Origin of the sequence: Variovorax sp. W1I1, from assembly GCF_030815625.1 — a bacterium.
Classification (GTDB): Bacteria; Pseudomonadota; Gammaproteobacteria; order Burkholderiales; family Burkholderiaceae_C; genus Variovorax; species Variovorax paradoxus_C.
In genome coordinates, this window is sequence record NZ_JAUSWZ010000001.1 from 5,648,695 (window position 1) to 5,666,082 (window position 17,388).

A 17,388-nucleotide genomic window follows, 5' to 3' on the forward strand; every position below is an offset into this window, starting at 1 on the left:
AATTTTGAGCGGCAACATCGATGCCCATCGGATTCTGATCATGGGGTACACGGCATCGGCCTATAAACCTCTACAGCGTGTTCACGGCTACGGTGGCTGGCAGAACACCTTCGTGCTGCCCTCGATCCTGGTGGACATGCGCAGCTACACACGACTCGAAGCGCCCGAACTCACTGTCAATCTGCCGCCGTTCGAGCAAAGCATGGAGCGGCTGAATGCACTGCTGAAGAGCATTCGCTTGCGACCTACAGAGCCGGCAATGCCCGAACTGGCGAATCTGCCCGCGAAGTGATGATGATCGGCACACATGCAGATCGATCACGTGAACCCAAACGTGAAACAGATGCGGTTGCCAAGTCCACGATGATTCGCCGGCGAAATCCGGTGGCGGGACTCCTCTTCTTGACCTGCTTGAGCTCAATCCATGCAGCCTGCAACACGCGCGCAAACTGGCTTGAATCACCTAGTGACGGGATCAAGGTCTTGATCGGCTACGAGCAAGACTTGGGAGGACGCTTCGCATCGCAACCAGCAAACGGACTCGACACGCCTGCGTTCGCACCGCTCCTGCCGCAAGACATCCAGGCAAAGGACGCGCAAGGCATCTTGCCCAACGATCAAGACAAGGGTGTCGTGTCCTACTACGAACCCGACGGCAAGGACGGCTGGCGCATCTGCCGCAAGGAAGACTGGTTCCGACGCAACGAAGGCACCCGCCCGGCCAGCATTGCCAGGACCGAGAAAAACCAGTCGCGCAACACCAGCCTCGCGCCCGTTTTGCGATCGCATGTCATGGGAGCCGCACGGGTCTATCTCTATGACTCGAAAGGAAGAATTCAAGAAACGTTCGCGGCGGCTGTCTATGAGCCGGAGAAGAGCGAGCGCGTGACAACGGACGAGCGTCAGTGCTTTCGCTTCAACGATCAGAACCTGCTGCAGTTGTACGTCTCAGCCACCGCGACCAACGCCTGCCCGTCTGGCGATCCTGACCCGAGGGATACGTGGCGCAGGTTCCGCTATGGGGCATTCAAGAACGACCGCGGCCATACCGAAAACGGCAGCCTCTGGATTCAATGGCACCAGGGGAACGAAGATGGCCGCTGGAGCGAATCCATTGTGTTTCGCAACTCGCCCAAGCCCAGCCCTGAGCGCCATGGTGGCAACGCAAGCGTCGACTCCAACAAAGGCGTCACGCAAATTCTCGGTGGCTTCAACATCGGTCTGCGAGACCGCAGCGACGGCCCCGCGCTGAAGTACACCGACGGAAGTAGCAAGCCAATCGAGTACTACTTCACCAAACCCCCGGTGCCGGTCTCGATCCTTGACGACGTCGACCAGATGTACCGTCATGACCGTCGGCGCGAGACACAGGTGCTCTCGGGCATCAAGCTGATCGAGCTCTACCCCGCGGGCGCGCACCAGCCGCTCGACCGCTTCTACATGGCGGCCGGCCGAACCCTTCGACAGGAACAGTACGACGACTCGGGCAAGCTCAAGCGCGTCATCAATCTGGGCTTCGTCGGGCTGAACAAGAAAGACGGCGGCTTCTACGATGAAGATCTGCGCGGCAAAGTCGGCCTCAAACTCAAGGGCAGCAAGCTGTTGTATCGGGTGTGGGAATATGACGCTGCAGGCAAGGCCAGCCTGATAGCCATCGGCTGGGACGCCAAGTTCGGCTCGGCCGCGCGCGAAGAGCCTCTGGAACTCGCGCAATTGGCCTTCGGGTCGCCCGACGGCACGGTGGGCTGGAAGCGCGAAGATGAATTTTTTAAGGCTTTTGACTTTGATCCGATTGCCAGCCGAGCGTATCCCGATCCGGTTGCTAAATAGGCCGCCGCGGTCTCGTATGAATGCGATGTTGAAAGAACACTTCAGACAACATCCTTTGGTGCTTGCCTTGCTCGGCATGATGCTTTCGAACCAAACTGTTGCGCAATCACTCCCGTCCATCCGTACTGAGTGCCTCGGCTACCAAACGATAGATGTGCCTGGTGAAATCGAATACGCCACTCTGCCACCCAACATGTCGCCTGCAAACGGAGGAGGCTATGGATTCGACACCGGCGTTGGCGTCTGGAAAACGTACCAACTCGTAGACAGTGAGGGCGTATTCGACGCGGATGAAAGCTCCAGATCGATTCACACCTCCAGCCTAAATAGCGCCGCAGGCCTCCAATCGCAATTGCTGGAACTCAATAGAAAACGACAGCAGCAAAAAGACATCGTGCTTGCTCATGCTGACATGCTCGCACGACACGGCGATATGGATCCCGGAGGAAAACTCAGGCAGGCGGACTTGGATGAGGCGGCTGCCTTCCGCTTTTATCAGCCGTACAACGGCGGAAATTCGTTCGGATTCATCAATGGTTCCGGCAAATTCAACTTTTCCACGTTGGCGGGTGATCACGTCGTATCTGCCAGCAGAAAACTCGAAGGCACGCCAGAGCAAACCATCGCCAACTTCCTGAGGTTCTATCGCGCACGCATGCCATTCGCGGTTCCAGCCGAACCCGGCGTTTGCCTACCCTATGGTTTCATGACCGGCGAGAAAAAACCCGCCCATGTTGCCGTCTCTTTTCGACTTGTAGATCGTCCCGACATCGTGGTGTACCTGAGCGACCGCGACGCTTCAAGCGAGGACAGCATCGATTCCGAGAAGTTCGTCAACGAAGCCGTGCAGCGAGGCTACTTTTACGGTGCCAAGCTCACAGAACCATTGGACGGCCGTGTGCGCCCGTTTCATTCAATTACGGTAGACGGGCGACAAGGGCTTGGCGGCATGGCACTCATCACTCGCAGCGTTCTCAGTGGGCCGCCGATTCACAACGAGACCAACAAGAACCAGGACTGGGGCTATCTGGCCTACATACCCGGCGACAAGAACGCACCGCCCGGCACCTCATCCAATCTCATCTTCAAGGTCGAGCGTTTTGGCCGCTTCGCCAAAGCGCCCATGACAGAGAGCGAGTTTCGCGATCTGGTCAAGACCATCGCGCAAAGCATCAAGCGCAGGCCTGGAGCATGGCGCGCAGGTTGATGATTTGATCCGGCACCCGAGGTTGACCGCGCTGCCGTCACACGCATCACCCCCGCGTCGCGTTCTCCTTCATCTTCGCCAACGCAATCGCCAACACCGCCCCACCCAGCGTCTTCACCAACCCCGAGTGCTGCGCATAGAACCGGCTCACCTCGTCGATCACCCCCGCGTGCTGCTCTTCGGCATGCGCTGCAATCTCCGTCACCTGCGTGGGTGACAGCTGCGAGGCCTGCTCCGGCGTGAGTTGCGTCTGCCCCGGCTGCAGCATCCGCCCCAACACGCCGCCTGCCAGCATCGACGCCGCGGCCGGACCCAGCGTCGCCAATATCTGGTTGAGCACGCCAGCCTGCTGCATCGGCGAAGACTGGCCGAACAACCGCCCCACCGTGTCGCCGAACGCCGGCGTCTGGTCGGAGCGCATCGCCGCTGCGAGCCCCGCGCCGATCGCGTCGGGCGACGCGTGCTGCGTGATCTGGTCCACATGCGCACCACCGTTATCGCTGCCGATGGCCTCTTGGAGGATGTCGAGTAGTCCCATGGCGGAGCTCCTTCCTGGAGAAGAAACGTCGATCCTCGACCTGCACCCCTGAGCGGTGGCTGACTGGCTGACCGGCTGCGCGCAGCCGTCGCGCACGGCTCACTGATTTCCGATCGTCTTCGCTATCCTGCCGGCTGGCCAAGACGAAGGATTCGATTTTGCAAACGCACCCCGCCATTCAAGCCGCGATGGAACGTGATTTCGGCGCCATTGCCGACCTGGTTCGCCTCCACGCCCAGCACACGCCCGACCATGTCGCGCTCGCGGACGCGCAGCACGCGCTGAATTACGGCGCACTCGACGCGCTGATGGACCGCATCGCCGCCAGCCTGCAGCGCGACGGTCTCAAGGCAGGCGACGCCATCGCGGTCTGCGCCACCTCGTCGGTGAACTACGCCGCGGTGTTCCTCGGCGCATTGCGTGCGGGCATCGCGGTCGCCCCGCTCGCACCGGGCTCCACGCCCACCAGCCTCGCCCGCATGATCGAAGACGCCGACGCGCGCATCCTCTTCACCGACGCCTCGGCCGCCGTCGTGGTCGGCCCCGCGAAGGAAGGCGGCATTCTGCGCGTCGCACTCGACGGCTCTTCGGCGGGACGCGATTTCGCCGGCTGGCTCGCACCGGTCGGCGCGAAGCCCGAGGCCGTCGAGGTGCAGCCTTCGTGGGCCTTCAACATCATTTACTCCTCGGGCACCACCGGCGAGCCCAAGGGCATCGTGCAGGGGCACGGCATGCGCTGGGCGCACGTGCAGCGCGGCGCCAAGTACGAGTACAGCGCCGACACCGTCACGCTGCTGTCGACGCCGCTCTACTCCAACACCACGCTGGTGGTGTTCTTCCCCACCATCGCCTTCGGCGGCTGCGTGGTGTTGATGCCCAAGTTCGATGCCGGCGGCTACCTGCAGCTGGCCGAAGCGCGCCGCGTGACGCACACGATGCTGGTGCCGGTGCAGTACCAGCGGCTGATGGCGCACCCGCGCTTCGACGCGCACGACCTCTCGTCGTTCCAGTTCAAGTTCAGCACCAGCGCGCCCTTCAACGCCGCGCTCAAGGCCGACGTATTGAAGCGCTGGCCCGGCGGGCTGATCGAGTTCTACGGCATGACCGAAGGCGGCGGCACCTGCATCCTCGAGGCGCACCTGCACCCGACCAAGCTGCACACCGTGGGCCAGCCGGCGCCGGGCAGCGACATCCGGCTGATCGACGAGGAAGGCAACGAACTCCCGCAGGGCAATACCGAGGTGGCCGGCGAGGTGGTGGGCCACTCGGCCGGCATGATGACCGGCTACCACCGCCAGCCCGCGAAGACGCGCGAAGCCGAATGGTTCGACGCCACCGGCAAGCGCTTCATCCGCACGGGCGACGTGGGCCGCTTCGATGCGGACGGCTTCCTCACGCTGTTCGACCGCAAGAAGGACATGATCATCAGCGGCGGTTTCAACATCTACCCGAGCGACCTCGAAGCCGTGCTGCGCGGCCATGCGGCGGTGGCCGACGTGGCGGTGGTGGGCATGCCGTCCGAGCAGTGGGGCGAGACGCCAGTGGCCTTCGTGGTGCGCCGCGAGAACGACGCCACCACCGAAGACGCGCTGCTGCAATGGACCAACGACCAGCTCGGCAAGACGCAGCGCCTGGCGCGCCTGCACTTCATCGAGGAGCTGCCGCGCAGTGCGATCGGCAAGGTGCTCAAGCGCGAACTTCGGGAATTGCGGTAACGGCCGGACGCGCCTCCGGCTGACGCGCCGGGGCCTGGAGAAGAGGCACGATCGCGACATCAATGAAATCTCTTCGCGGCCAGCTCGTCTTCTTCTGGGTGCTGCTGTTCAGCGTGTGCGCCGCGCTGGCCGTGGTGATGCTCACGCTGTACCGCAGCAGCGCGGGCGCGCAGGTCGAGGCGGGGCAGGCGGCCACAGAGCAATCGTGCCGCGCGATCGCGGCGCGCTACGCCAAGTCGGTGAGCGAGCCCTCGCCCCCGCAACCGCAGGTCGACCTGCTGCAGGTGCTGCTGCAACTGGTGCTGATCGAGGCGCCGCATGTCGAAGGCGGCGTGTGGCAAGGGGCCGGCGGGCTGCTGGCCTATGCCTACCCCACCTATGAAGGGAGCGGCGTCAAGCGGGACGTGCCCGCCGCCGAGCAGCCGCTGATCGTCGAACTCTCGCAACTCGCGGCGCGCACCCAGCAGCCGCAGACCGACGTGGTGCGCGGCAGCCGCGAGGCGCTCATCGTGTCGGCCTGCCCGCTCTCCGCGCCGGGCAAGGACCTCGCGGCCTGGACCATGACGCGCACCCACGCCGGTGCGCTGGCGGCGCAAGGGAGCCTGCGCGCCGGGCTGGCGGTGCTGCTGCTGGTCGTGCTGGCCTCGGGGCTGTGGCTCGGCTTCATCCTGTTGCGCGGGCTGCGCCATGTGCAGCGCCTCGAAACCCGGTTGGCAGAGGCCGATGCAAGCGGCGACGCGATGCCCGAGCTGCCGCGCACGGGCGTGCAGGAACTCGACCGCATCGTCGACGGCTTCAACCGCTACCGCCTGCGTTTCGAGGAAGCGCGTGCGAACCTGCGCGCGGCCGCACAGCAACGCAGCCGCGACCAGCGGCTGGCGGCGCTCGGCCGCATGACGGGCGGCGTCGCGCACGAGATCCGCAACCCGATCGCGACGATGCGCCTCAAAGCCGAGAACGCGCTGGCCGCCACGCCCGAGCGGCAGGGCGAGGCGCTGCGCACCATCGTCGGCCAGATCGACCGGCTCGACGGACTGGTGCAGAGCCTGCTCGCGCTGGTGCAGCCGGTCACGCTGGCGCCGCAAGAGGTCGACCTGCACCGCTGGCTCACGGACCGCACGGCTGCCGTCGCGGCGAAGGCGGCCACTGGCGACGTGCAGGTCGCGCTGCGGCACGAGGGCCCCGCAAAGGCGGTGTTCGACCCCGTGCACCTGGCGCGCGCCATCGACAACCTGCTGGACAACGCCGTGCGCCATGCGCCGCGCGGTAGCCGCGTGACCTTGTCCGCATTGCAGCCCGATGTGCGCACGCTGACGATGCGCGTGGACGACGACGGCCCCGGCGTGCCCGAGTCGCTGCAACCGCATCTCTTCGAGCCCTTCGCCACCGGCCGCGCAGACGGCACCGGGCTCGGGCTGGCGCTCGCGCGCGAGGTGGCGCTGGCGCACGGCGGCGAACTGCACCATGTGCCGCTGGCGCAGGGCACCCGCTTCGAACTGGAGATTCCATGGGCGCACCTGCTGATCGTCGATGACGACGACGCCTTTCGCGACACGCTGGCCGAGACGCTGCAGGGCCTCGGCCACGACGTGATCGCCGCGGCCGGCGGCGCCGAGGCGGTGGAGACGCTGGCGCGCGGACGCTTCGACGCCGTGTTCCTCGATCACCGCATGCCCGGCATGGACGGCCTGCAGACGCTCGCCGCCATGCAGGCGCGGCTGGTGCACCTGCCGCCGGTGATCGTGCTCACCGCCTTCGCGAGCGCGGGCAACACCATCGAGGCGATGCGCCTGGGCGCCTTCGACCATCTGGCCAAGCCGATCAGCCGCGAGGCGGTGCGCGAAGTGCTCGAGCGGGCGCTGCAGCAGCGAGCGATCGCAACGACGCCATCGCCCTCCACGGTGGACGAAGACGACAGCGGCGACCTGATCGGCCCGGGCCACGCGATGCGCGAAGTGCACAAGCGCATCGGCCTTGCCGCGGCGAATTCGATGCCGGTGCTGGTGCTCGGCGAAACGGGCACCGGCAAGGAAATGGTGGCGCGCGCGCTGCATCGCCATTCGGCCCGCGCCGACCGGCCCTTCGTGGCCATCAACTGCTCGGCCATTCCGAAGGAGCTGCTCGAAAGCGAACTCTTCGGCCATGTGCGCGGCGCGTTCACGGGTGCGACGGGCGAGCGCCCGGGATGCTTTCGCGCGGCCGACGGCGGCGTGCTGCTGCTCGACGAGATCGGCGACATGGCGCTCGATGTGCAGGCCAAGATCCTGCGCGCGCTGCAGGAGGGCGAGGTCACGCCGCTGGGCAGCCACAGAACGATCAAGGTCGACGTGCGCGTGATCGCCGCCACGCACCGCGACTTGGCCACCGCGGTGCGCGAAGGGCGCTTTCGGGAAGACCTGCTCTACCGGCTCGACGTGCTCTCGATCCGCCTGCCGCCGCTGCGCGAGCGGCTGGCCGACATCATTCCGCTGGCCGAGCACTTCCTGCGTCGCGCGGCAACGCCCGAGGCGCCCAAGGCGCTGTCCGCCGACGCCGCGCAGCGGCTGCTGAGCCACCCCTGGCCCGGCAACGTGCGCGAGCTGCGCAATGTGATGGAGCGTTGTCAGGCGCTGGTGCGCCACCGCGTGATCGGCGGTGCGGACCTGGCTGCCGCACTGGGTGTTGCGCGCCCTGGCGAGACCGAGCAGACGCTACCGGCCGGCTGGCTCGACGCCGAGCTGCCCGCCGCCGTGGAGCGGCTCGAACGGCTGCTGATCGCAAACGCGCTCGCGGAGACGGGGGGCAATCGCGCCGAGGCTGCACGCCGGCTGGGCATTCACCGGCAGTTGCTCTACCGCAAGCTCGCGCAGTACGGGCTCGAGTAAGGCGAGGTGTCCGGAAACCGGACACCCGATGTCCTGGGATCATCCGGGCACCGACCGTCCGTCGCGCGCAAGCTGTTGATTTCAAAGGGTTTCCTGGCTGGCACGTTGTGTGAGATGTCCTTGGGCATCCATCCACACAAGGAGCCCTCCATGACACCCCGCATCACTTTCATCGCCGCCGCCTGCCTGCTGGCCGGGAGCGCGGCCTTCGCGCAAATGCCGCCTCCGCCGCCCGGCGGACCGGTGCCTCCTGCGCCCATCGCTGCAACGCCGGAGGCCGGCACCATCACCGTCAGCGGTCGTGCGCAGCAGTGGCTGATCAATCCGAACGGCGAGGCCGACGGGCTGCTGCTCTCGGACGGCACGCAGGTCGCGTTTCCGCCGCATCTCTCCGCGGCCGTGATGCAGATGCTCAAGCCGGGTGAAACGGTGCAGGTCAGCGGCTGGCGCGCGCCGAACGTGCCGGTGGTGCGTGGCCAAACCCTCGTCGCCAACGGCCGCAGCGTGACCGACCAGCCGCCGGCCCCGGGCATGGCCCCGCCGCCACCGCGCGAATCGGGCGCGCTCAGCGCCATGACCGCGGGCGGCCGCATCGCGCGCCTGCTCTACACCGACCGCGGCGACGTCCATGGCGTGATGCTCGAAGACAAAACCATCGTGCGCTTCCCGCCGCACATCGGCGCCGCGTATGGCGCGCAGCTGCAGCCCGGTGCGCCGCTGCATGCGCGCGGCTGGGGAACCCGCAGCGCGCAGGGCACGGCGCTGGAAGCGACGAGCCTGGGCCAGAGCGCCGACACCGTGCGCGAAGTGTTCAGCGGACCGGGCCTCGAACCCGCACCGCCGGTCGGCGGCCCGCGTGGACCGCGCGGACGGGGTCCGGTGCCGCCGGCCCCGGTGATGCCGCTGCCAGCGCCGAACCCCGCCTCCTGACCCTCGCGCGAAACCCGCCATGACCCGTCCCTCCGCGCCCATCACACCCTCGCGCCGCAGCCTGCGCGCGCTCGACGCGCTGGCCTTCCTCGCGCCCGACATCCAGGGCGGCGTCGGGCCGTTCCTGATCGTCTTCATGGCCGGCACGCTGGCCTGGGACCCGCAGCGCATCGGCACCGTGATGTTCGTCTCGGCGCTGGTGGGGCTCGCGGTGCAGGCGCCGGCCGGCGCGCTGATCGACAGCGTGCGCCACAAGCCGCGCTGGATCGCGGGCGCGATCTCGCTGATCGCCGTCAGCCTGCTCGTCATGGCGAACTGGCCGAGCTATGGCGTGATCCTTGCCGGGCAGTCGCTCATCGGCGCGGCCGGCACGCTGGTCGCACCGGCGATCGCGGCGACCAGCCTCGGCATGGTGGGTCGCGCGGGCCTGGATGCGCGCATCGGCCGCAACGCCGCGATCACCGCGGCGGGCACGGTGCTGTGGGCGCTGGGCACGGGCTGGGTCGGCCATGCATTCGGCCCGCACGCGATGTTCTTCTATGCCGTGGCCATGGCGCTGCCGACCATTGCGGCGGCGCTTCGCATCCGGCACCACGACATCGACCTGCAACTGGCGCGGGGCGCCGATGCCGAGCCGCCTGCCGCGTCTTCGTCCGCGCCGGGTGCGCGCGCCGCACGCTGGTACGACCACCGGCTCCTCGTGCTGCTGGCCTGCGCCTTCCTGTTCCACCTGGCCAACGCCGCCATGCTCACGCTGGTTGCGCAGAAGGTCGGCACGCGGGCCGGCACCTCGGCCGCGCTGTGGCTCTCGGGCGGCGTGATCGTCACGCAGCTGGTCACTATTCCCATCGGTCTGGCGGTCGGACGCTGGGCGCCGCGCTTGCCGCGCAAGCCGATCTTCCTCGTCGGCTTCGCTGTGCTGCCGGTGCGCGGGCTGCTCTACCTCCTGGCCGACAGCCCCGCCGCGCTGCTGGCGCTGCAACTGCTCGACGGCATCGGCGCGGGGATCTTCGGCGTGATGCTCACGCTGACGATCAGCGACCTCACGCGCGGCAGCGGCCACTTCAACTTCGCGCTCGGGCTCGGTGCGGCCTGCGTCGGGCTGGGCGCGGCGCTGAGCAACCTGGTGGCGGGCACGATCGCGCATGCGGCCGGCTACGGCACTGCCTTTTCGGTGCTCGCCGGCATCGCGGCGGGTGCGCTGGCGTTGTTCGCGGTGGCAATGCCCGAAACTCGCGGCCGGGGCCGCTCGCCAGCCGGCGCGCCGACCGCCTCCGCATTGACCTCCACCGCTTCATGACCAAAGACACCGCGCCCGCCCTGCCCGCCTCGTCGTCCGACACCTCTTCGCCGCACGAAGGCGGCGGCAACGGCCTGCTCTGGGTGCTGGTCGTCGTGGCCGTCGCGTTCGCCTTCCTGTGCCCGCGTGCGCCGATGGACTGGCTGAAGCTGGTCGACTGGCAGACCGTGGGCGCGCTGGCCGGCCTGCTCGCCATCACGCAGGGCGTGGAGAAGAGCGGCATGCTGCAGGCCGCGGCCCAGCGGCTGCTCTCGCGCACCACCGACCTGCGCCAGCTCGCGCTGCTGCTCACCGCCGCCGCGGCCGTGCTCTCGGCGCTGGTCACCAACGACGTGAGCCTGTTCCTGCTGGTGCCGCTCACGCGCGTGCTCGCCAGCCAGGCGCACCTGCCGCTGGCCCGGCTGGTGGTGCTGGAGGCACTGGCTGTGAACGCGGGCTCGGCGCTCACGCCCATCGGCAATCCGCAGAACCTCTACCTCTGGCACCGCACCGGCGAGAGCTTTGCGGGCTTCATGGGAATGATGGCGCCCACGGTGCTGGTGATGCTGTTCTGGCTCTTCGTGGCCGTGTGGCTGCTGGTGCCGCGCACGCCCATCGCGCTCAAGCCGGCGACCGAGGCCGCGCCGGTGCAGCCGCGGCTGCTGGCGCTCTCGGGCGTGCTGTTCGTGGGCTTCGTCGTCGCGCTCGACCGCCACTGGCTCGTTGCCGGCTTGGCGGTGGTGTTCTGCGCCTATCTGGTGTTCCAGCGCCGGGTGCTGCGCGACATCGACTGGGCGTTGCTCGCGATCATCGCGCTGATGTTCGTCGACCTGCGCCAGCTCGCGGAGCTGCCGGCCATCGCGTCGCTGATGGGCCAGTGGCCGATTGCCGAAGGCTGGCGCGCCTACCTCGCGGCCATCGTGACCTCGCAGTTCATCAGCAACGTGCCGGCGACCATCCTGCTCGACCGCTATGTGCATGACCTGCCAGCGCTCGCGGCCGGCGTGAGCGTCGGCGGCTTCGGCTGCGTGCTGGGCTCGCTCGCCAACCTGATCGCGCTGCGCCTGGCCAAGGTGCCGCACGGCCTGCGCGAATTTCACCGCATCAGCATTCCCTTTCTGCTCGTGTGCGCAGCGTCCGCGGTGCTGCTGCGGCTCGGCTGATTTTTCCCTCGCTCCCCCAAACACTCCGACAAAGGAACTCCCATGCCGCACTCTCACGACACCATCGACATCTGGTCCGTCGAAGGCCGCTTCCAGCATCTCGTCTACAGCCCCAAGGGTGGCATCGAGGGCGTGCTCATCGACACCGACGGCATCGCCACGCAGTTCGTGTTCGATCGCCACGAACCCACGGCCGCCGCCGCCTTCGCCGGCCTGCGCCCGGGCCAGGCACTGGTGATCGAGGGCACCGAACAGGGCCCGTCGCCCAAGGGAGACGCGGCGCACAGCGTCTACCAGTTCGAACGGCTGGTTTCGGTCGATGGCCGGACGCCGCAGGATGCACCGGCCCATAAAGACATCGCCGGCACCGTGGTGCGCCTTAATTACGCACGGCACGGCGAAGCGAACGGCGTCGTGCTGGACACCGGCGACTTCATCCACACGAAGCCGGACGGCTTCGCGCGCCTCGGGCTGAAAGTCGGCGACACGGTGCGCGCCGAGGGCCGCGCGCAGCCGCTCGCGACGGGTGGCGGGCAGGTGGTCGAGGCGGTCCGGGTCAATGGCCGGCACCTTAAGGAAACCGAAGAAGCCTGAGGCACGGCTTGCGGCACCGCGAGGGCCGCGCGGACAATGCGCAGCAGCCACCTATGCACACGGCACACGAACTCTCCCTGCGCACCTACGGCCCCTCGCACGGCAGCCATGCGCACGACCATTTCCAGGTGCTGATCGGCCTCGATGGCGTGCTGGAGATCGAAGTCGAGGGCCGCGGCGCGGGCATCGGCGCTGGCGAGGCGCAGGTGGTCGCACCGGGCAACCGGCATGACTTCGAAGCCCGCGGCGAAGGCAGCGTTTGCCTCGTGCTCGACACCACGCACGCGCCGTGGGCCCGGTGTGCCGAGCGCGCGCCAGCGGGTGCGCCGCAGCTGCATGCGCTCGCACGCTATCTCGTGCAGTGCATAAAGCAGCCGCAGCATGCCGCGCTCGCGCTGCAGTACGGCCCTGCGCTGCTGCTGGAAGCCTGGCGCCCCGCGGCTTCATCGTCGATGACCGACACGCGTCGCCGCCGCATCGATTGGCAGGCACTTGCGGCCTGGGCCAGAACGCGGTGGCACGAGCCCCTGACCGTTTCCGACCTCGCCGAGGTGGCCTGCCTAAGCCCCAGCCAGTTCGCACAGCGCTGCCGCGAGGAGCAAGGCGTGAGCGCGATGCAGTGGCTGCGCGGACTGCGCCTCTCGCACGCGCGCGAACTGCGGATGGACGGCATGGGCGTCGCGGAAACCGCGCGGCGCACGGGCTACCGTTCGCCATCGGCGCTCACCGCGGCACTGCGCCGCCGGGGCATCTGACGACAAGACCGTCGCCACGCGACGATCGACCGGCGTTGCGCGACGACCGCATCGCGTAGCCTCGCCGGTCTCATGTCTTCCACCGTCTACGCCCTGCTCGCCATCGCGCTCTGGACCAGCCTTGCCTCGCTCGGCACGGCCCTGTCGCACCTGCCGCCCTTCTTGCTGACGGGCCTCGCGCTCATGATCGGCAGCGTGCCGAGCTGGCCGCTCGTGCTGCGCGACCGCCGCGCCTGGAAGGTGCCGCCGCGCACGCTGGCGCTGGGCATCTACGGCCTCTTCGGCTATCACTTCCTGCTGTTCATCGCGCTGCGATATGCGCCGCCGGTCGAGGCCAATCTCGTCAACTACCTGTGGCCGCTGCTCATGGTGGTGCTGGCGCCGGTGCTGCTGCCGCGCATGTCGCTGCGGCCGTTGCACGTGATCGCGGCGCTGCTTGGGTTCGCAGGGGCGGCGGTGGCGATCCTCGGCACGCGCGGCGGCACAACTCCGGGTGCGGATGTCGGGTACTGGGGCTTTCTTCCCGCGCTGGGCTCGGCCTTCATCTGGGCGAGCTACTCGCTGTGGACGAAGCGGGTGGCGGCGTTTCCCACCTCGGCGATCGGATTGTTCGGGCTGGTGTCGGGTGCGCTGTCGCTGATCTGTCACGCGCTGCTCGAGCTCTCCGTCGCGCTGTCGGCCCGCGACTGGCTGCTGGTTTCACTCTGTGGCCTCGGCCCGCTGGGCGCGGCTTTTTTCGTCTGGGACATGGCGCTCAAGCGCGGCGATGCGCGGCAGATCGGCATCCTGAGCTACATCACGCCGCTGGCCTCCACGTCGCTGTTGCTGGCCGTGACCGGGCGCCCGCTCACGTGGAGCATTGCGCTTGCCGCGGCGCTGATCATCGCGGCGGCCGTCATGGGCACGCGCGCCCGCTGAACAAACGAACGATGAACGAATGAACGAATGAACGAATGAACGAATCACGCCCGCGTCCGACGAACCAAGGCGCGTTTTCTGGCTAGAGTGGAGGCTCAGAAACAAGGAGCCACACCCATGGACGGCAAGAACAAGAACGACGACTTCGAAATCACGCCCAAGCTGGTGTTCGACCTGAACCTGGCGCTGTACCTGGATTTGGTGGCCGCGCTCGAAGGCGCAGGCGCCATCACCTACCGCCAGATGGCGGCCCGGGTGCTCAATGTCAGCATGGACGCCCGGGCCGACGGGGAGGCCGGCCTCTCGACGGTGCTCGAAGGCGTCGCCAAGGGCTTTGCGGGCCAGGGCGATGGACTGTCAATCGAACTGTTGAAGGCCGCGCGCGGACTGCGGGAGGATGACGCGATGGGCGACATCCCCATGCGGCCGGCCGACTGACTGATCACAGTTACTTGTAGTCGAGCGTGAAAGTGGCTGTGCCGTTGGCACGCCCTGGCGTCACCTTGTCGCCGGTCTGGAAATAGCGCGCTGTATAGGGCAGCACATAGGCGCCGTCCATCGACGGGCCCACCAGTGCGTCTTCACCGAATTTCACCGGCACGCTCTTGTCGTTCACCACCTGGATGCCCACACCGGTGGCGGTGCTGGCACCAGCCTGCGTGATCTTCAGCACCCCCTGCTCATTCGAGGGGTCCTGCGTGGCGTCCATGCGCAGATAGACGGTGTTCTGCGCGTTCTGTCCGGCCTTGCAGTTGAGCTTGATGTTGAACTTGCGATCGCCCGTGGTGGTGCCCCTGCCCTTGAAGTTGTTCTGCGGCACCTTGCCGAATTCCACCAGGATGTTGCGCGAGCCCAGGTCCACCGAGCACGAGGGCGTGATGATGGTGATGCCCTCGCCCAGCAGGTTCGTGGTGAGCACCGATTTGTTGTCCGCCACGCTGTAGTACTGGGTGTAGGTGCCCTGCGCGAGCGGGCCGTTGCCCGTGACGGTGGCGATCTTGAAGAGCTCCACCTGGAAGCGCGACGCCGCGTCGAAGTTGCCGAAGTCGCTGGTGGTCGTGCGGTCGTGCGGGTAGTAGCTGACTTCGGTGTCGCTGAAGTAGCGCGACAGGCGGATGCCCACGCCGGACACCGCAGTGGTGAACACATGGTCCAGGCCCGGCACCGCGATGCCCTGCAGCATCACGCCCTTCACGCTGCCGCCGCCCACGCAGGTCCAGGGCTTGTTGATAGCGCTCGAAGGTAGCGGGAAGAGTTGCGACTTGAACATCGTGCCCACCGCCGCATCGTTCGGGATGACGACTCGGCCCATTGCCATGTTGACCGTCTTCTCGATATAGCCCGGCGTGACGATGCACGCGGCCCATGCGCCCTGTGCGCCGAGCAGCAGCGCGAGGGCCGGCATGGCGAAGCGCAAGAAACGGCGCGCGGTCTTCACTGCGCGGAATGGATGGCTGCGGTTCATTCCGCTCCCTTCGGTTGCACGTCGATCGGCACCGCGGCGGCGCATTGGCCGTTCAGCTCGCGGATCGGCGGCGGGTTCTTTTCATCGGGCAGGCTGTACGGCACGACGCACTGGTCGGCCTTGCCCTGACCCCATCGCACGGTGAGCTGTCCGCTGCTACCCGCGCCGGTCACGAAGGCCTGGCCGTCGGGTCCGACGATGCCGACCTCCTGGCCTGCTTCGTTCTCGATCTTCGAACCCAGCGGCAGCATGCGGCCCTTCGCGTCCGTCAGCACCATCAGCAGGCGGAAGCCCACCGAGGTTTCGAATTTCGCGACCACGACAGCACCGCGCGTGGGCACGACTTCGGTGGCGGCGTTCTTCACCTCCACCGTGTCGCCCAGGTCGCCGGTGCGGATGGCCAAGCGGTTCAGCCGGTACGGCGTGAGGTTGGGAATGATCGCGTTGCCGGCCCAGTCGGTCGCCACGCCGGGCTGCGACTCGAAGCCCACGCCGGACGCCTTGGGCGCCTGCACCAGCGCCACGGTCTCGCCCAGTGGCTGCGACATCGTGACGCCGCCGCCATGAATCAACACACCGCCCGACACGCCGAAGGTGCTCTGGCCATAACCGCGGCCCTGCGAATGGCCGACGTCGAAGCGACCGACCTGCGACAGGTAGCTCGCGCTTGCGCTGCCGCTGCTGCCGCCGTCCTGGTTCGCCGCGCCGGCAGTCACGTTGTAGGTCAGGCGGCTGTCGTCGAAGGCCGAGCCATAGACGCTGGCCTGCTGGTTGACGCGTCCCGTGCTGTCGCGCGTGACGGCGTACTGTGCGCTGGCACGCGTGTCGCCGAGCGGGATGCTCAGCGTGAACATCACCTGGCGCACGGCCGGCCGGTTCAGGCTGGTGGTGTAGTTGTAGAAGACGCTGTAGCCGAACTGCTTGTAGTTGCCCGAGTAACCCAGTTGCACCAGCCGGTCCTTCGCGCTGGTGCCCCAGTAGCTTTGCTGACGCGCCGACGCGAACACCGTGCCGAGGTCGCCGACCTGTTGCGAGACCTCGAAGCGCACTTCGTTGCGGCGGCTGTTGAACGACTCGAAGGGCCGCAGGTCCTGCATCTGCACCGCTTCCTGGAAAGTGCGGTAGCCGCTGGTCGAGTAGCGGTAGCCCGCCACGCGGAAGTTGGTGCCGGAGGTGAGGAAAGCCTTCGAGTAGAGAAAGCGCACCGATTGGCCGTCGTAGGTCTTCACGCCGTTGATCGGCGTGCGGTCGGTGGTCCGCGCGCTGGAGAGGTCGACCGACACAGCACCGAAATCGCGCAGGTTCTTGCCCACGCCCGCGAGCAGCGACTGGTACATGTTCGCCATCAGGATGCCGCCATAAAGCGAGAACTCGTTGCCGAGACCGCGTGCGAGCGTCGCCTGCATGAAGACGGGCTGCGAGAGCGAAGGTCGCACGCCCAACACGGTGCCGCCGTCGTAGCCGTTGCGGTACTTGCCGACAGTGGCCGAGTAGCGCCAGGTGCCCTCGCGCAGCAGCGTGGGCACAGCCGAGAACGCCTGCGTGTACCTGGTCTGGCGGCCATCGGCCTCGACGATGGTCACCTCGAGGTCGCCGCTCGATGCCGTGGGGTACAGGTCGTCGATGACGAACGGCCCCGGTGCCACGAAGGTGCTGTAGATGACATAGCCGTTCTGGCGCACGGTGACTCGCGCGTTGGTCTGCGCCACGCCGCGGATGGTGGGCGCGTAGCCCTGCTGGCTGTCGGGCAGCATCGCTTCGTCGGACGAGAGCTGCACGCCGCGGAACGGCAGGCTGTCGAAGAAGTTGCCCGGCGTGTTGCCGTCGCCGATCAGCAGACGTCCGTTGATCGAGGCGATGTCGCGCTGCATGTAGGTGTTGATGCCCTGCCAGCGGCTCTTGCCGTCGATGCCGCGGTTGTAGGTCGAGAAATGTCGGAAGCGCCAGTCGCCGTAGTTGAAGCCGGCGCGAAGACCCGCGAACAGGGTGTTGCGCTGCAGGTTCTTGTCACGCTCGGCGAAAGGGTTGCCGTCGAACACGTTCTGCGGGGGCGCAAAGGGGTTGGTGTCGTTGCGGTAGTTGTTGCCGCTGTAGCGCGCGAAATTGACTTGGTAGTCCAGCATGGCGGCG

Annotated in this window: 15 protein-coding genes and 1 pseudogene; 13 read left to right on the forward strand and 3 right to left on the reverse strand. The window is 67.3% G+C overall.

Annotated elements, in window-relative coordinates; genetic code table 11:
* Window positions 1-4: 4 nt before the first annotated feature.
* Genes QFZ83_RS26205 through QFZ83_RS26215 form a run of 3 tightly spaced genes read left to right on the forward strand, consistent with a single transcriptional unit; the run spans window position 5 to window position 3,037 of the window.
* A complete protein-coding gene (locus tag QFZ83_RS26205; protein ID WP_307511248.1) occupies window positions 5-292 on the forward strand; it encodes a hypothetical protein in 288 nt (95 codons plus the stop codon).
* Complete coding sequence (locus QFZ83_RS26210) at window positions 292-1,830, forward strand: hypothetical protein (protein ID WP_307511250.1); 1,539 nt, start codon at window positions 292-294, stop codon at window positions 1,828-1,830. The genes QFZ83_RS26205 and QFZ83_RS26210 overlap by 1 nt, the downstream gene beginning before the upstream one ends.
* Before the next feature lie 16 nt (window positions 1,831-1,846).
* On the forward strand, window positions 1,847-3,037 hold the full coding sequence (locus QFZ83_RS26215) for a hypothetical protein (protein ID WP_307511252.1): 1,191 nt from the start codon (window positions 1,847-1,849) through the stop codon (window positions 3,035-3,037).
* Window positions 3,038-3,083: 46 nt separating this feature from the next.
* Here the strand turns inward: QFZ83_RS26215 and QFZ83_RS26220 are convergent, their stop codons facing one another.
* The gene (locus tag QFZ83_RS26220; RefSeq protein ID WP_306882969.1) at window positions 3,084-3,575 is read right to left on the reverse strand and encodes a hypothetical protein; all 492 of its coding nucleotides are present in this window, start codon (window positions 3,573-3,575) and stop codon (window positions 3,084-3,086) included.
* Window positions 3,576-3,763: 188 nt separating this feature from the next.
* On the opposite strand from QFZ83_RS26220, the gene QFZ83_RS26225 reads away from it, so the two are divergent.
* The 10 genes and pseudogenes from QFZ83_RS26225 (at window position 3,764) to QFZ83_RS26270 (ending at window position 14,231) form a co-directional block, all read left to right on the forward strand.
* Window positions 3,764-5,290: a class I adenylate-forming enzyme family protein gene (locus QFZ83_RS26225; RefSeq protein WP_307511254.1), complete on the forward strand. Its 1,527-nt coding sequence runs from the start codon at window positions 3,764-3,766 to the stop codon at window positions 5,288-5,290.
* Window positions 5,291-6,183: 893 nt separating this feature from the next.
* Window positions 6,184-6,789 (forward strand): annotated as a pseudogene (locus QFZ83_RS26230) (sensor histidine kinase); the annotation flags it as partial.
* Between the two features lie 3 nt (window positions 6,790-6,792).
* Window positions 6,793-8,154, forward strand: coding sequence for a sigma-54 dependent transcriptional regulator (locus QFZ83_RS26235; protein WP_307512818.1), 1,362 nt, complete (start codon window positions 6,793-6,795; stop codon window positions 8,152-8,154).
* Between the two features lie 150 nt (window positions 8,155-8,304).
* Window positions 8,305-9,084 (forward strand): hypothetical protein, encoded by a 780-nt coding sequence (locus QFZ83_RS26240; protein ID WP_307511256.1) that lies wholly within the window; start codon window positions 8,305-8,307, stop codon window positions 9,082-9,084.
* Between the two features lie 19 nt (window positions 9,085-9,103).
* On the forward strand, window positions 9,104-10,384 hold the full coding sequence (locus QFZ83_RS26245; protein ID WP_306882964.1) for an MFS transporter: 1,281 nt from the start codon (window positions 9,104-9,106) through the stop codon (window positions 10,382-10,384).
* Window positions 10,381-11,526 (forward strand): SLC13 family permease, encoded by a 1,146-nt coding sequence (locus QFZ83_RS26250; RefSeq protein WP_307511258.1) that lies wholly within the window; start codon window positions 10,381-10,383, stop codon window positions 11,524-11,526. The genes QFZ83_RS26245 and QFZ83_RS26250 overlap by 4 nt, the downstream gene beginning before the upstream one ends.
* Before the next feature lie 42 nt (window positions 11,527-11,568).
* Window positions 11,569-12,120: a hypothetical protein gene (locus QFZ83_RS26255; RefSeq protein WP_307511260.1), complete on the forward strand. Its 552-nt coding sequence runs from the start codon at window positions 11,569-11,571 to the stop codon at window positions 12,118-12,120.
* A 53-nt stretch (window positions 12,121-12,173) separates the two neighbouring features.
* Entirely contained in the window at window positions 12,174-12,875 is a 702-nt protein-coding gene (locus QFZ83_RS26260) for an AraC family transcriptional regulator (RefSeq protein ID WP_307511261.1), read from the forward strand.
* A 72-nt stretch (window positions 12,876-12,947) separates the two neighbouring features.
* Window positions 12,948-13,793 carry a DMT family transporter gene (locus QFZ83_RS26265; RefSeq protein WP_306882961.1) on the forward strand — a complete coding sequence of 282 codons (846 nt, stop codon included), beginning with the start codon at window positions 12,948-12,950 and terminating at the stop codon, window positions 13,791-13,793.
* Window positions 13,794-13,910: 117 nt separating this feature from the next.
* Window positions 13,911-14,231, forward strand: a complete 321-nt coding sequence (locus QFZ83_RS26270; RefSeq protein ID WP_013543918.1) for a hypothetical protein — start codon at window positions 13,911-13,913, stop codon at window positions 14,229-14,231.
* A 10-nt stretch (window positions 14,232-14,241) separates the two neighbouring features.
* Here QFZ83_RS26270 and QFZ83_RS26275 read toward each other — a convergent pair whose 3' ends face one another.
* Together QFZ83_RS26275 and QFZ83_RS26280 are read right to left on the reverse strand one after the other, a co-directional pair.
* Window positions 14,242-15,258, reverse strand: coding sequence for a fimbrial protein (locus tag QFZ83_RS26275; protein ID WP_307511263.1), 1,017 nt, complete (start codon window positions 15,256-15,258; stop codon window positions 14,242-14,244).
* Window positions 15,255-17,381 (reverse strand): fimbria/pilus outer membrane usher protein, encoded by a 2,127-nt coding sequence (locus tag QFZ83_RS26280; protein WP_373457531.1) that lies wholly within the window; start codon window positions 17,379-17,381, stop codon window positions 15,255-15,257. The genes QFZ83_RS26275 and QFZ83_RS26280 overlap by 4 nt, the downstream gene beginning before the upstream one ends.
* Window positions 17,382-17,388 lie beyond the last annotated feature (7 nt).

Bases quoted from the DNA above. Each gene is read 5' to 3' on its own strand.
- QFZ83_RS26210 (WP_307511250.1), top strand. From the start codon at position 292: ATGATGATCGGCACACATGCAGATCGATCACGTGAACCCAAACGTGAA.
- QFZ83_RS26215 (WP_307511252.1), top strand. From the start codon at position 1,847: ATGAATGCGATGTTGAAAGAACACTTCAGACAACATCCTTTGGTGCTT.
- QFZ83_RS26220 (WP_306882969.1), bottom strand. From the start codon at position 3,575: ATGGGACTACTCGACATCCTCCAAGAGGCCATCGGCAGCGATAACGGT.
- QFZ83_RS26225 (WP_307511254.1), top strand. From the start codon at position 3,764: ATGGAACGTGATTTCGGCGCCATTGCCGACCTGGTTCGCCTCCACGCC.
- QFZ83_RS26240 (WP_307511256.1), top strand. From the start codon at position 8,305: ATGACACCCCGCATCACTTTCATCGCCGCCGCCTGCCTGCTGGCCGGG.
- QFZ83_RS26245 (WP_306882964.1), top strand. From the start codon at position 9,104: ATGACCCGTCCCTCCGCGCCCATCACACCCTCGCGCCGCAGCCTGCGC.
- QFZ83_RS26250 (WP_307511258.1), top strand. From the start codon at position 10,381: ATGACCAAAGACACCGCGCCCGCCCTGCCCGCCTCGTCGTCCGACACC.
- QFZ83_RS26255 (WP_307511260.1), top strand. From the start codon at position 11,569: ATGCCGCACTCTCACGACACCATCGACATCTGGTCCGTCGAAGGCCGC.
- QFZ83_RS26260 (WP_307511261.1), top strand. From the start codon at position 12,174: ATGCACACGGCACACGAACTCTCCCTGCGCACCTACGGCCCCTCGCAC.
- QFZ83_RS26265 (WP_306882961.1), top strand. From the start codon at position 12,948: ATGTCTTCCACCGTCTACGCCCTGCTCGCCATCGCGCTCTGGACCAGC.
- QFZ83_RS26270 (WP_013543918.1), top strand. From the start codon at position 13,911: ATGGACGGCAAGAACAAGAACGACGACTTCGAAATCACGCCCAAGCTG.
- QFZ83_RS26275 (WP_307511263.1), bottom strand. From the start codon at position 15,258: ATGAACCGCAGCCATCCATTCCGCGCAGTGAAGACCGCGCGCCGTTTC.
- QFZ83_RS26280 (WP_373457531.1), bottom strand. From the start codon at position 17,381: ATGCTGGACTACCAAGTCAATTTCGCGCGCTACAGCGGCAACAACTAC.